Annotated in this window: 8 protein-coding genes and 1 pseudogene; 4 read left to right on the top strand and 5 right to left on the bottom strand. The window is 68.6% G+C overall.

Features of this window, described 5'->3' with window-relative positions; genetic code table 11:
- Window positions 1-6: 6 nt before the first annotated feature.
- The 4 genes from NC4_RS26915 to NC4_RS26900 form a co-directional block, all read right to left on the bottom strand.
- Window positions 7-1887, bottom strand: coding sequence for an ABC transporter ATP-binding protein/permease (locus tag NC4_RS26915; RefSeq protein ID WP_067543784.1), 1881 nt, complete (start codon window positions 1885-1887; stop codon window positions 7-9).
- Window positions 1888-1968: 81 nt separating this feature from the next.
- Entirely contained in the window at window positions 1969-2313 is a 345-nt protein-coding gene (locus NC4_RS26910; protein WP_067543782.1) for an MmcQ/YjbR family DNA-binding protein, read from the bottom strand.
- A gap of 54 nt (window positions 2314-2367) precedes the next feature.
- Complete coding sequence (locus tag NC4_RS26905) at window positions 2368-3735, bottom strand: SagB family peptide dehydrogenase (protein ID WP_245721946.1); 1368 nt, start codon at window positions 3733-3735, stop codon at window positions 2368-2370.
- 31 nt (window positions 3736-3766) lie between these two features.
- Window positions 3767-4747 carry an ABC transporter substrate-binding protein gene (locus NC4_RS26900; protein WP_067543778.1) on the bottom strand — a complete coding sequence of 327 codons (981 nt, stop codon included), beginning with the start codon at window positions 4745-4747 and terminating at the stop codon, window positions 3767-3769.
- A gap of 191 nt (window positions 4748-4938) precedes the next feature.
- Here NC4_RS26900 and NC4_RS26895 point away from each other — a divergent pair, with 191 nt between their 5' ends.
- The 4 genes and pseudogenes from NC4_RS26895 (at window position 4939) to NC4_RS26880 (ending at window position 10242) form a co-directional block, all read left to right on the top strand.
- Complete coding sequence (locus NC4_RS26895; RefSeq protein WP_218021309.1) at window positions 4939-6042, top strand: AMP-binding protein; 1104 nt, start codon at window positions 4939-4941, stop codon at window positions 6040-6042.
- Window positions 6043-6174: 132 nt separating this feature from the next.
- On the top strand, window positions 6175-6552 hold the full coding sequence (locus tag NC4_RS26890; RefSeq protein ID WP_157555246.1) for a hypothetical protein: 378 nt from the start codon (window positions 6175-6177) through the stop codon (window positions 6550-6552).
- Window positions 6515-7594 (top strand): annotated as a pseudogene (locus tag NC4_RS39400) (glycosyltransferase family 4 protein); the annotation flags it as partial. The gene NC4_RS26890 and the pseudogene NC4_RS39400, both read left to right, overlap by 38 nt.
- A gap of 521 nt (window positions 7595-8115) precedes the next feature.
- Window positions 8116-10242 carry an amylo-alpha-1,6-glucosidase gene (locus NC4_RS26880; RefSeq protein WP_067543773.1) on the top strand — a complete coding sequence of 709 codons (2127 nt, stop codon included), beginning with the start codon at window positions 8116-8118 and terminating at the stop codon, window positions 10240-10242.
- A gap of 47 nt (window positions 10243-10289) precedes the next feature.
- Here the strand turns inward: NC4_RS26880 and NC4_RS26875 are convergent.
- The coding region (locus NC4_RS26875; RefSeq protein ID WP_067543771.1) for a non-ribosomal peptide synthetase at window positions 10290-14634 on the bottom strand (4345 nt) is incomplete at its 5' end.

Below are 14634 nucleotides of genomic sequence, written 5' to 3'. Positions count from 1 at the left end.
AGCCGGTCACGCCTTCGTGGTGACCGGCTGCAAGGGCTCCAGCCGCCACGGGCCGTTCCCGTCGAGTTCCAGGCGCTTGGTGTGGAACTGGTCCACGGTGCTGCGGTGCGCGACGCTCACCAGGATGAGGGCTGGCAGTTCGGTGCGGACGAGGGTGTAGAGCGAATGCTCGAGCCCCTCGTCGACCGCCGAGGTGGCCTCGTCCACGAACACCACCGCGGGCTTGGTCAACAGCACGCGCGCAAACGCGAGGCGCTGCTGCTCACCCGGGGATAGGATCTTGGACCAGTCCGCTTCCTCGTCGAGACGGTTCACGAGCTGGCCGAGATGCACCTTGGTGAGCGCGGCGCGCAGCGTGTCGTCGTCGATCGTGCCCGGATCCGCGGGGTAGCTGACCACGGTGCGCAGATCGCCGAGCGGAAGGTACGGCACCTGTGACAGGAACAGGGTCTCGTCGCCGCCCGGATCGCGCACGGTGCCCGAACCGTAGGGCCACATCTGGGCCAGGGTGCGCAGCAGGGTCGTCTTGCCGCTGCCCGAAACACCCTTCACCACAAGGGCATCGCCCGGGACCAGGCGCAGCTCGAGATCGGCGACGAGGACGTGCCCGTCGGGACGGCGCACGGTGATGTCGTCGAGCTCCAGGGCATCTGCCAGCTCGACATTGGTGATCTTGGGCAGGTCGCGGGATTCGCGGCTGGCGGTGATCAGGCCGTCGAGACGCATGAGGGAGGCGCGGAATTCGGCGAAGGTGTCGTACGCCTCGCGGAAGAACGACAGGGCGGCGTGGATTTCGCCGAACGCCCGGCCGGTCTGCTGCATGCCGCCGAGGCTGATCTGGCCGTCGAAGAATCGCGGCGCCTGAATGAGGTAGGGGAACACCACCGAGGTCTGGTTGACCAAGAAGTTCCAGCCGGTGAACTTGAGGTACCGGTAGAGCTTCTGCCAGAGGACGCGGACGACCGCGGCGAAGCGCTCCATTAGACCGCGCTGCTCGACGCGCTCACCGCGATAGAAGGCGACGCTCTCGGAACTGTCGCGCAATCGCACCAGGGCGTAGCGGAAGTTGGCGGTGACGCGTTCGTAGAGGAAGTTCAGGCGGATCAGCGGGCGGCCGATCCAGAACGCCACCACCGAGGTGATCAGCACGTACATGATCACCAGGAACGACATGGCGCGCGGGATCTCTATGCCGAGCAAGGAAATCGGGCCGGACAGGTCCCACAGCACCTTGGTGAACGACACCACGGTCACCACCGCGCCGACCGCACCGTTCGCGGTACCGCCGCCCAGGGTCAGGGTCCGGGCATAGGTCGCGAACTTGGTGATATCGGATTCGATGCGCTGATCCGGGTTGTCGATGGTGTTGTCGATGAACCGGCCGCGATAGAACGCCTGCTCCCCCAGCCAGTCATGGGTGACATTGTCGGTCAGCCATTCTCGCCATTGGATATCGAAAACCTGCGACAGGTAAATGGACACCATGGCCCGCGCCACGTGAATCGTGGCCAGCACGGCGAACAGGACCATCGCGCTCCAGAACGCGTCCCGCGCCACGTCGAGCGTTTCCGCATCCCCCGAACCCAGCGCCGCCGCACCGGTCTGGAACGAATCGTAGAGATCGGCGCTCCAGTAGGAGAACAACACGTTCAGCCGCACGCCGAACACCGTCAGGAAGATCAGTATCGCGAGGAACGCCCACACCCGCGGCGCCTGCGGCCCCCGGAAATACTCGCCCGTGATCGCCCAGAACTGCTTACCCCACTGGGTGTACCGCAACAGCACCGCCGCGATCGCCACAAATGCGATCGTGATGATCGAGAACGCTATTGCGAGCCATTTCAAGGTCTCGAAGACCTCGTTGCCCCAGTCCCTCGACGTAGTCATGCAGGGTGCCCCATCACTCTCGGCGCATCAAACGGTCGGCGGAGCTTAACCCGTTTGCCGAGTTTTCGCCGCACGGGCGGGTCAAAGACCTCGATGTTTCTCGATCAATTGCGGGGGCGCGGCCAGCTGCCAGGAGTCCACGATGATGGCTTCCAGTTCGTCGCGATCATCCAATGCGGACAGCCGGACTCGGACCCAGGCGTTGTAGGCCTCATGAGAGGCGATCCAGAACTTATGGGGTTCGGATTGGACGAGTTCGTCGCGGTCGGCGATGGGGCAGCGGACCGCCATGGAGGTTTCGCCCTCCGGGAGGGTGAGGAACAGCTTGCCCTTTACTCGGAAGGTCGGCATGTTCCACTCCACCAATTCCCGAGTTTCCGGGAGCGAGAATGCAACCGCGCGAACATCATCCCCATTCGCCGTCATGCGGGTGATATTTCCAGGCGGGGGTGACAATGACACATCGCACGCCGCTGCTGCCTACCTCGGCGTAGCGGGGGTGCCGACGATCATGCTGCCTACGTTGCATTCTTCCAGTTCGTTGACGCCGGTGGCGGTGGTGAAGGCGGCGGTGTCGCTGAAACCCTGGGCCACCGCGCCCAAACCCATTGCGGTAGCCGCCAGGTAGAGGGTCTGCATGAGGACGCCGACGTGCTTGAGGATGTTGGCGTAGGGGACGCCCTCGTAGGACCACATGACCCGGCCCGCCCGAGCGCCGATCAGCAGAACCAGTTGGGGTTCGGCCGCATCGGCGAGGGTGGCGGAGGTGGTTTTCAGAAGACGCTGGACCGCAGGCGAATCGGCGGGGTCGATCAGGCACAGGGTGTGGTCGAAGGAGTCGTAGTGGTACATGCCGGGGGCCAGGCCCGCGACGTGGCGGACCACGGGATAGAGCTCCAGTTCGTGGACGCTGCCGCCGGAGGGGTAGGGGCGCGAGGGGAGTTCCTCGCCGTCGGGCGTGGTTTCGATCGAGCGGGTGCGCGCCGTGCGGTAGAGGAGTTCGGACAGCTGAGCGAGGGTAATGGGGTTCGCCTCATCGAAGGCGCGGGTGGAGCGGCGATCCTCGAGGACCGTGGTCAGGCTGGGGTCCGCGATGCTCAGCGTTTCGAGATCCGGCGCGGGAAGCGCGATCGGGGCGCTCGGGTAGGCGGGCTTGCGGGCCGGGGGCAGGGGGAAGGTGTCCTTCGCCCATTTGGTGGGGCCGAAGTGGTCCCAGGTGAGGACGCGCGGGCCCAAGGTGCTGCGGCGATGGAACCACAGGTCCGAGGGAGTCCAGCTGCGGGTGGTGAAGGTTTCGTCCTCGGTGTCCGGGTCGGCGGTGAAACCGCCGCGATGCAGGTCGGCGGCAAGCTGGGCCGAGACCTGTTCGGACAGGCCCAGTTCCGCGGGGGACGCACCGGCGGCGAGAGCCAGCAAACGGGGATCGTGAATGCGGAGGTCGCACCAGGAAGTGGGGTGCTCGAGCACCAGACCCTCCGAATCCCGGTGGATCACCGTGAATTTGGAGAGGGTCGCCGTCACGGGAGAGGGGGCGGGCGCGGCCGGAGGGGTGGCGAAGGGACGCACCGTATAGAGGTCGCGCTCGCCGTCGCGGATCGTGCGGGTGAGCCAGCCACCGGCGGAGAGCAGATCGAGAAGGCTTGCCACTTCGGCGGATTCGGCCCCGCCGGTCAGCTCGTGCAGGGTGGCAGGGCCGCGGTTGAGGGTCTTGAGCGCCTGAATCTGGGCGGGCGCCAGGCCCGTCAGCTTCTCGTTGTGCGGCGGGTTCAACAGCACCGCGCCGACGGGAACGGTCAGACAGGTGACGCCGGGACGCAGGGCGTAACGGGTCTGGGCGTGGGACGACAACCGCGGTCCTTCGAATCTATGGGGAATGGAATTACTTGGCCGCGTTGGCGATCGCCGGTTCCAGCTTGTCCAGGATGTAGGGCAGCGCCAGTGGGGTCGGCTGGTTGACGGCGCTGATCTCCTGCACGGTCAGGAAGACGACGGCGTTCTTCTTCACCACGGGCAGGTCGTTGTAACCCGGGAGCTGGCGGTACTTCTCGTCCTGACCCGGCGAGTAACCGGCCAGCAGCAGATCGGAATTCAGCTCGTCGAACCGCTCGGGCGAGAGCGCGAGCCGCCCGCCGGTGCCGCCCTGGGCCACCAGCGACGGCGGAATCGTCATGCCCATCTGGGTGAACAGGCGGCTGGAGCCGTCGGCCGGATCGGTGAGAACCATGAGCTGGGTGGGCCCGGCCAGCCAGCTGCTGATGAACGTCTTGCCCTGCAAGCCGGGGTTCTTCTTGGCAATGCCGTCGATGCGCGCGTTCAGGTCCGCCACCAGCTTGTCGGCCTCGGCGGTCTTGTGCAGCACCTTGCCCAGTGCGTTGACCTGGTCGGCCCACGGGGTGACCGCTTCCTTGGTGAGACCCGGAATCGTGGGCGCGACCTTGGATAGGTCCCCATAGGTCTTGGCATCCGCGATGAAGGCGTCGGCCAGGATGAGATCCGGATTCAGCGCCGCAATCTGCTCGGGCAGGCTGCCCGTGGTGTCGAGGGCCTTGACCGACTTCAGGGATTCGGGCTCCCACGGTGCGAGGTTCTTGCTCAGCACGGAGATATTGTCGATGTAGCCGACCGGCGTGACGCCCAGCGCCTGCACCGTGTCGAGCCACTGATTACCCAGCGCCACAATGCGTTCGGGCACCCCGGTAATGGTGGTCTCGCCCAGCGCGTGCGCGATGGTGACGGGTTCGCCGCTGCCGGAGGGTTCGTCCGAGGCGGACCCGCAGGCCGCGATTCCGAGGGTGAGCACACCCGCGAGGACGGCCACGGCCGCCCGGGTCCAGCCGCGTGCGTTGCGGACCGACTTCATCGTTGACCCTCTCCTTCTCAGGGATGCCCGGCCCGAAACGGGCGAGCGGGAGGTGAGCCTAGCCTAATATGCGACGACCTGGCGGAACGGTGTGGCGCGATCGATTCCGGATGGGGCGGGCTATCGTGATCCACCCCTGTTAGGTTAGGGTTGCATAAGTTGTTGTACGGGGGTTGAGAGCGATGGAGAGCGTGGTGCGGGAATCTCTGTCCGGCGTCGAGCAGCATCGACTCGTGGACGAATGGGCCAATGGCGTCGAACTGTACGACGTACCGGCGGTCTCCGGGCTGATCGAACGTGGCCGCCGCGTGCCGTCGCTGCGCACCGCGGTCCGCTGCGGCGCCCACATTCGTACTTATGCCGAGCTGTACGGGCACCTCGACGGCGGCGCCATCGGCGCGACCGGGCCCTCCATGGACGGGCTGGCGCAGCTGCTGCGTACTATCGCCGACTCCGCGCGCACCGGCGCCGTGCTGCCCCTCGACGGCTGCGGTATCGGCCTGAGCCCCGCCGCCCTGGCCGCCGCGGCCGATGATCGCCGCGCCGTGGTCGCCGACCATCGCCCCTGCGCCACCGACCGCGCCTTCGGTTCGGCCGAGGTCCGGCTCTTCGCCTCCCGCTGGGACTGCGCCGACGCCGCCGTCGAACTCCTGGCGGCCCTCGCCGACGGCGCCACCCTGGTGCTGGCCACCGAGGCCGAGCGCACCGATCCGGCCGCTCTGTGCGAGCTCATCGCGAGCAGCGCCGCCACCCATGTGGTGGCCGAGGCGCACACCCTCGCCGCCATCGCCGATCTGCCCGCTCCGGCGCTGCCCAGCGTGCGCCGCTGGGATGTGCTCGGAACCGATTGCCCGGCAATCTTTTCCGGTCTGCTGCGCAGTATCGCGCCGGGTTCGGTCGCCGGATTCGCCTATACCGCCACCGAATACGCGGGCGTCGCCGCGCGCGGTCCGCTGGACGGCACCGGCCGGGTGCGCCCCATTCCGGGCGCGCGGGTGCTGGTGCTCGACGAACGGCTGCGGGCCGTGGCGCCCGGCGTCACCGGCGAGGTCTACCTCGGCGGCGCGGCGCTCACGGTGGCGGCGGTGGATTCCGCGTCCGAATTCGTCACGGACCCATACGAAACCGGCCAGTTGGCCCGTACCGGTGCGCGCGGCCACTGGACCGCCGACGGCTGGCTGGTCTTCGACGCGGCCGAATCCCTGCCCGTGGCAGCGACTTCCGCCCTGGCCGAATCGCTCGATCTGACCGAGCTGCTCCCCGGCGACGACGACGTCGACTACGTGGCCGCCTGAGCTGCGGTAACGGAAAGTCGTACCGGTAACGAACCGCCGGGTGGCCTGGAGAGAACTTTCTATCGATAAAGCCCGGAACAATTACGATCCGCCCTAGCGGTGTGATCGCGGGCTATATCGTGGAATTACCGAATGGCCGCCGAGCGCGATGACGCGCCTCGGGGTGCCTTCGATTTCGGTCTCACCGCTCGACCAGCGGTGACGACCTCACCGCCGTCGCTGAGTCGTCCACGCCGCATGACCGCGCGGTGGCACCGCGACGAATGCATCAACCGGCGCGACGATCACCAGGCGTTCATCTCCGCGAGCGTGCTGTCGGACCCGTGTGCCCGGCTGCCCGCGCGAATTCGCCTCGAGCGGGTCGACCGGTGGTCCACTGCGGCACAGCCGCATTCGATCTTCTCCCGGTTCGGTCACGAGGACCGGCGCCCGCATCCGGACGCCGGCGGTTGTGTCCCCGGAAGGAGGGGCTATGAGCGCGGAATACCCGGCGCGCGGCCCGGAATCTGAGCAACTTCGCATCGCCATGGTGGTGCCCCCTATCCCGCCCAAGGCCTACGGCGGGGTCGAGGCCGTCGTCGCCGATCTGGTCGACGCCCTGGTCGCACGCGGGCATCAGGTCACCCTGCTGGGCGCGGGCGAGAACGGCACCAAGGCAGACTTCCTACCCCTGTGGGACTAGATTCAGGCCGCGCGATTAGGCGACCCGTTTCCGGAAGTGGTGCACGCCTTGAAGGTCCGGCGCGCCCTGGAGCGGCTCGCCATGACCTCGGGCGTGGACCTGGTGCACGACCACACCTTCGCCGGGGTGCTCAATACGCCCGTCTATCGCGATCTCGGACTGCCGACGGTGGTGACCGTGCACGGTCCCGTGGACGGCGATCCGTATGTGTACTACCGCGAACTCGGGCAGGACGCGCATCTGGTGGCCATCTCCGATCGGCAGCGCGCGCTGGCTCCCGATCTGAATTGGGCGGGGCGGGTGCACAATGCGCTGCGCGTCCAGGATTGGCCGTTCCAGCCCGTGAAGCAGGACTACGCGCTGTTCCTCGGGCGGTTCACCGCGGAGAAAGGGCCGCATCTGGCGCTGACGGCGGCGCACGCGGTCGGGATGCCGCTCATTCTGGCGGGCAAGTGCGCCGAGCCGCCGGAGCGCCGGTACTTCGACAGCGCGGTCGCGCCCCTGCTCACCGAGCACGATCACATGTTCGGCATGGCCGATGCCGTGGCCAAGCGCGAATTGCTGTCCGGTGCGAAATGCCTGCTGTTCCCGGTGCGCTGGGAGGAACCCTTCGGCATGGTCATGATCGAGGCCATGGTGTGCGGAACGCCGGTGGTGGCCCTGCGCGGCGGTGCGGTCGCCGAGGTGATCGTCGACGGCGTCACCGGCCGCATCTGCGATCATCCGGACGAATTGCCCGCTGCCATCAAGGAAGTCCAGGACTACGACCCGCACGTCATGCGCGAGCACGTGGTCGCCCACTTCGGCGCGGACACCCTGGGCCGCGACTACGAGGAGATCTATCGCAGCGTGCTCCGCCCCCGTACCTCCCGCCGCGGCGGGCGCATCACCCTGCACGCCTGGTCCAGTGAGCCTGCGCACCAAGCCAATCCGCAGCCCACCCGGGCGGCGGGGACCGGTCCGGGACGCGCGACCGCGCCCACCGGCGCGGTGCGCAAGCCCGGCTCCCCGGTGGCGCGGGGCAAGGCCGCGGGCCGGACACCGGGCACGGCGGCGCCCCGCGGCGGTAAGAGCCGTAAGCGCGCATCGGGTTCCGGGGCGATCCGGGCATCGGGCGCAACCCCGACACGCGCCACGGGCCCCGTCCCGAATCGGGTACCCGGTCCGGCCGCACCGCCGCTCGGCCCCGTCGTCGAGACAGTCGCCGATCTCACGGAGTCGGGATCGGAACTGCACGTCGACACGGTCGGCGGACTCGCGGCCGATTCAGTGGTCTTGACCGGAGAAGGCCGCACACTGGGCCGTACAACGGTTCCCGACAGCAACGCAACAGGTTTCGCGTCCGCCGCCGAATGCGATCCAGAGACGGGCGCGAGGGAGGAAGGCACTGCATGAACGGTGAGGCTCCGGCCGCTCTCAACAGTGGTGAGCCGACGGCCCTGGGCGGGGTCGGGGGCGCGGTCACCCTGGTGGAGGGCAGCACATTCTGCCTGTCCGACCGGCTCGGCGATGTCGAGCCGGGAACTCCGTACGGGTTGTTCTATCGGGACGCGCGCGTGCTGTCCCGCTGGGAACTGCGCCTGGACGGGCAGCGGCCGGAGCCGCTGTCGGTATTGAATCCGGAGGCTTTCCACGCCCGGTTCATCCTGCGCCGGCCACCGCGGGCCGGCGCGGCCGACAGTTCGGTCCTGATCATCCGGGAACGGCTCGTCGCCGACGGGCTGCGCGAGACCATCACCGTGGAGAATCTGGGCCGCGAAACCACCGCCGTGGACCTGCAATTGCATATCGACGCCGATTTCGCGGACCTGTTCGCGGTCAAGGAGGGCCGTAGCGGCAATGCCCGCGCCGAAATGCTGGTCGCGGATGTGGAACTGCTGCTCAACGATCGCTCGGACCGGGCGCGCGGGCTGGCGGTGTCCTCCTCGGAACTGCCGGTGGTGCTGCCGGGTTCGCTGTCCTGGCGGGCCGTGGTGCCCGCCGGGGGCAGCTGGCACACCGAGATCGTGGCGCATCCGACGGTCGGCAATCAGCCCATCCATTCCGGATTGCGTCCCGGCGAGCACGTCGAATTCAGCGCGCCGAGCCGCAAGATCGCGGCCTGGCGCGATACCGCCACGAATATCACCGCCACCGATCCGAAACTCGCCGCGGTACTGCGGCGCACCGAAAGCGATCTGGGCGCCTTGCAGATTCACGACGATGCCCGCGGCGGCAGACCGTTCGTGGCGGCGGGCGCGCCCTGGTTCATGACCTTGTTCGGCCGCGACAGCCTGCTCACCGCCTGGATGGCGCTGCCGCTGGATGTGAACCTGGCCGTCGGCACCTTGCAGCAGCTCGCGGAAATGCAAGGGGTGCGGGTCGATCCGATGACCGAGGAGGAACCCGGCCGCATCATGCACGAAATGCGCCGCGGCCCGGCCAGCGGCGCGGTGCTCGGTGGTGAGACGTACTACGGAACCGCCGACGCCACACCGCTTTTCGTCATGCTGCTCGCGGAGGCCCGGCGCTGGGGCGCGGACAAGGACGCGGTCCGCGCCCTGCTTCCCGCCGCCGACGCCGCCCTGACCTGGATCGCCGATCGCGGCGACCGCGACGGCGACGGCTTCGTCGAATACCGGCGCGCCACCGACCGCGGCCTCATCAATCAGGGCTGGAAGGACAGTTTCGACGGCATCAACGACGCCGCGGGCCATCTGGCCGAACCCCCCATCGCGCTGTGCGAGGTCCAGGGTTACGTCTACGCCGCCCTGCACGCGCGCGCCGATCTCGCCGAGGAATTCGGCGATCCGACGACCGCCGAACACCTGCGCGACCGCGCCGCCGAGCTGCGCACCAAATTCGCCGAAGCCTTCTGGCTGCCCGAAAAGGTCTGGTACGCGGTCGCCCTGGACGCGAACAAACGCCGCCTCGACGCCCTCACCAGCAATATCGGCCACTGCCTCTGGTCCGGCATCGTCACCGACGAGCACGCCGCCGAAGTCATCGCGAACCTGTCCACACCCGATATGGACACCGGCTTCGGCCTGCGCACCCTCTCCTCGAAGATGGGCGCCTACAACCCCATGAGCTACCACAACGGTTCCGTCTGGCCCCACGACACCGCGATCGCCGTGGCAGGTCTTCTGCGCTACCGCCACATCCCCGGCGCTCTCGACCTCGCGACCCGCCTCTCCGACGGCCTCCTCGACGCCGCCGCGGCCTTCGGCGGCCGACTCCCCGAACTCTTCTGCGGCTTCCCGCGAACCAAATTCGCCGCCCCCGTCCCCTACCCGACCTCCTGCTCCCCCCAAGCCTGGGCGAGCGCAGCCCCTTTACTCCTCGTTCGCTCCTTCCTCGGCCTCGCCCCCGATGTCCCGCACCGCCGCCTCACGATCCTCCCCCACCTCCCATCCCGCTGGGGCCGAGTAGAACTCACCGACCTCCGCCTCGGCCCCGACCTGATAGACCTGTCCGCCGAATCCGATCGCCTGACCACCACCAACCTCCCCGACACCTGGACCCTCATCACCCACTGACCCGCAATGCAAGCAGGTAATGACGTTCGATGGCTCGGCGCTCGGGCTCAGAGCGCCGCGGCCAGTGCGGTGAGGCTGCGATTCCAGAGCGCGGTGAGGTGCTCGGCGTCGGCCGCAGTGAACAGGGCGTCGCTCCAGCGCCAATTCGTGGTCAGCTGCGGGCCTTCAGAGGTGGTGCCGATGCCGGAGATGACGTCCAAGGCGTAGCGCAGGGGGAGGTCGGGTTCCGGGTCCAGGGGTAGCGCCTCGTTCAGCGGACCGCTGTGCAACGACCAGGAGCCCGGCTGCTGACCGCTGAGGTCGACGCGGCCCAGATAGTTGAACTCCAGCTGCGGCTGCGGGGCCGAGACCAGGTCCGGGGTGTGGTTCACGTACCGGAGCAGGCCGTAGTCCAAGCCCTGATTCGGGATGGCGGACAGCTGCGCGGTAACCGAATCCAGCAGGGCGCGAGCCGCATTCGGGTCCGCCTCGGCACGGTCGATGTCGACGGCGTCACCGGCGCCGAGGCGAACCGGGAAGACGCTGGTGAACCAGCCGAGGGTATTGGAGGTGTCGACGCCGAGCAGGTCGTCGGCACGGCCGTGACCTTCGAGGGCAATGAGCGCGCCGGAGGACGGGTCCTGATCGCGTTCACGACGCCAGGTGGCGATGGTCATGGTCAGCGCGGTGAGCAGGAATTCGCGGACGCCCTCCTCGCGGGTGAGGGCCGTGAGGATGCGTTCGGTGACCTCGACCGGGGTGACGGCGGTGGCGACACGCAAAGAGGACCAGGTGTCGGTGCGCGGGTCCGGGATGCGGTGGCCGACAGCGGGATCGGGGGCCGCGAGCTGGGTGGTCCAGTAGTCGCGCTGGGCCAGGACTTCCGGTGCGGCGGCGCGCTGCCACAGGCGGCCGGAGAACTCGCGGTACGAGGTGGATTCGGGCAGAGCCGTCGGCGGCGTGCCGGATTCGAGTTGGGTCCAGGCTTCGGTCAGGGCTGCCAGCAGGAGATGCCAGGAGACCACATCCACGGCGAGGTGGTGGATGGTCAGGAGCAGGACATCGTCCTGGCCCGTGCCGGTGAACCAGACGGCGCGCACCATATCGCCTGTGCGCGGGTCGATCTGGTCGTTGGCGGTGCGGGCAGCACTGTGGATGGCCGCGTTCGGATCCGCAGGTTCCGTTGTCTGCGTGAGGATCTCAGTAGCGGTCACCGCGCCGGGAGCGCGAGTCACCAGGCGCGGGCCGTCCGGGGTGTCGGCCAGCCGGGCGCGCAGGGTGTCGTAGCTGTCGAGCAGTGTCTGGAGTGACGCTTCGAGCTGATCGCGCCGGATTCCGGTGGGCGGGTTCAACAGTGCGGTCTGGGTGAAGCGGCGATAGCCGCCGTACTCGTACATCCAGGAGACGACCGGAACCGGGAGGATCTCACCGTAGTCGGCGGCCTCCGCCGCGGTGGACACCGGATCGGCGGTGTCGAGGGCGGCGGCCAGTTCGCGAATGGTGGGGGTGGCCAACACCATGCGAGGGGTCAGGGTCAGGCCGCGGCGGCGGGCCTTGTTGACCAGGGAGATGGCGACGATGCTGTCCACGCCGAGGGCGAAGAAGTCGTCGTCCAGGGCGGGGGTGCGGCCGTCGAAGAGTTCGGCCAGGACCTCGCAGAGTTCCTTCTCGGTCGGGGTGCGCGGGGCGCTGCCGGAGCCGGTGTCGGCGAGGGCCTGTTCGGCGCGGCGGGTGAGTTCGTGGCCGTCGAGTTTGCCATTGGCATTGGTCGGCAGCTGCGGCAGCACCAGGATGCGCGCCGGAATCATGTACGCGGGCAGGCGTTCCGCCAGCGCGATGCGCGAGCGGACCGGATCGACGGCACGACCGGCCTCCCCCACCACGAACCCGACCAGGCTCGCGCCGCCCGCGCGGCGCACGACCGTCACGGCGGCGGTGTCCACGCCCGGCAGTCGCCGCAGCGCGGTCTCGATCTCGCCGATCTCGACGCGGTAGCCGCGCACCTTCACCTGATCGTCGGCACGGCCCAGATAACCGAAACCACCGTGCGGGAGACGGCGGACCAGATCGCCGGTGCGGTACATGCGGCGGCCGGGCACGAACGGGTCGGCGACGAAACGGTCGGAAGTCGTTGCGGGGCGGCCGATATAGCCGCGCGCCAGCTGCGGGCCCGACAGGTACAGCTCGCCGATGACGCCGCGCGGCACCGGGCGGAGCATGGAATCCAGGACATAGCCCGACATTCCGGCGTTCGCGGTGCCGATGGTCGGGGTGTCGTAGTCGGCGACCGGAGCGACCACGGCTTCGACCGTGGTCTCGGTGGGGCCGTAGCAGTTGTAGACGGCCGTGCCGGACTTGCCGCCGTGCGGGGCGAGGGAACGCAGGCGGGACCAGAGGGCGGCATCGATGGCCTCGCCGCCGAGGGCCAGTACCGGCAGTTCGCGGTCGACCAGACCAGCCGCATTGAGCTGGGCGAACATCGACGGCGTCGTATCGATCATGTCGATCTCGTGCGCGATCATGCCCTCGACGAGCCGATGCGCGTCCCGCATCTCCTCCGCGTCGAACAGATGAATCGTCTGCCCCGCAAGGAAACCCACCATGGGCTGCCAGGAGGCGTCGAAGCTCAGCGACCAGGCGTGCGCGATCCGCAGCGGGCGACCCAGGCGCGCCATAGCCGGACGGTAGACGCGATCGCGGTGATCGGCGAAGTAGGCCAGCAGCGCGGCATTGGTGCCCGCCACACCCTTGGGTTCGCCGGTGGAGCCCGAGGTGAAGATCAGATAGGCGCACTGTGCGGCGGCGCGCAAGACCCCGGGAACGACACTCGCGCGCCCCGACACGCGCTCCACGACCACGGGATCGTCGAGCACGAGGGCGCTCGACTCCGCCGGAGCCAGTTCCCGGCATTCCTCGACGGTGAGAATCAGCGCCGGGTTCGCCTGTCGCAGAATCGATTCGATGCGTGACGCGGGCAAGGTGATGTCCACGGGCACATACGCGCCGCCCGCCGCGAAGGCCGCGAGCACACCGATGATCGACTCGGTCGAGCGCGGCAGCACCAGCGCGACAACGGTTTCCGGACCGACGCCGTGCGCCGCCAGTTCATTCGCCAGCCGCGCCGCCGCATCCCGCAGCTCCCGATAGGTGTAGCGCGCACCGCTTCCCGTCTGCAGCGCGACCGCCTCCGGCGTCAGCGCCACCTGCCGCTCGAACGCCTCCCACACCGTGCCCGGATCGCCGCCCGCGGCCGACGCGTCGACAACTCCGCCCAGACCTGCACCCGGGCCCGTCAGAACGCCGTTGCGATCCGACAGAGCGCCGCTCGGACCAGATGCGGTTCCGTTCGCAGTGCGGCTGGCCGCGCCCAGAGCGAGTTCGGCGCGTTCGGCCATGGTGAGTGCATCCAGGGAATCCGGTGTGGCCGTACCGATTTCCGGGAGTTGCCGCAGTAGGCCGAGCAGGCGCTCGCCGAGGTCGGCGGAGGAGAAATGCGGTAGCGCTTCCGGGATGGCTTCGATCAGGACGAGCAGGTCGGCGCCGCTGAGGTGGGAGACGACGGTCAGGGGGTAGTGGGCGAGGCTTTCCATTTCGGTGGGGCGGAAGACCGCGCCGTCGGGAGTGGTGACCTGCTGGATGGCGTCGTCGATGGGTGCGTTCTCGAAGACGAAGAGGGTGTCGAAGAGGGTGCCGTGACCGGCGGCGCGCTGCACTTCGGACAGGCTCAGGTATCCGGCGTCGCGCATGGCGGCGCAGTCGCGTTGCAGGCGGGCGCACTGCTCGACGACGCTGCTGTCGCGGTCGATGTGATGGGCGACCGGGATGGTGTTGATGAACAGGCCGATCATCTGCTCGACGCCCGGAAGGTGTTCGGGGCGGCCGGAAACCGTGGTGCCGTAGACGATATCGCGACGGTCGGTGAGACGGCCCAGGAGGACGGTCCAGGCGAACTGGACGGCGGTGTTCAGGGTGAAGCCGTTGGCGCGCGCCCACTGTTGCAGTCGCGCGGTCTCGGCGGCGGGCAGCAGCAGCTTCGTCTTCTCGGGGACGGCGCTGCCGCGCGCCGCGGGGGCGCCGTCGGCGATCATGAGCGGACCGCCCAGCACGCCGAGGTAGTCCACCCATTTACCCAGTGCGGCGGCCCGGTCCTGACCGGCCAGCCAGGCGATGTAATCGCGGTAGGGGCGCGGCTTGGGCAGGCCGTCGGCGGATCCGCCCGCACGGTAGACGGCGAGCAGTTCGGTGAAGAACACCGCGACCGCCCAGCCATCCATGAGGATGTGGTGAGCGGTGAGGATCAGGCGACGGGTGTCGGAACCGGGGACCGACAGCAGCAGGATGCGCAGCGCCGGACCGCGGCTCAGCTCGAAGGGGCGGCGGCGTTCGGATTCGGCGATGGCGTCGAATTCCGAA

Source organism: Nocardia crassostreae (genome assembly GCF_001613405.1).
Lineage (GTDB): Bacteria > Actinomycetota > Actinomycetes > Mycobacteriales > Mycobacteriaceae > Nocardia > Nocardia crassostreae.
This window is presented reverse-complemented; position numbering and strand designations above follow the sequence as displayed.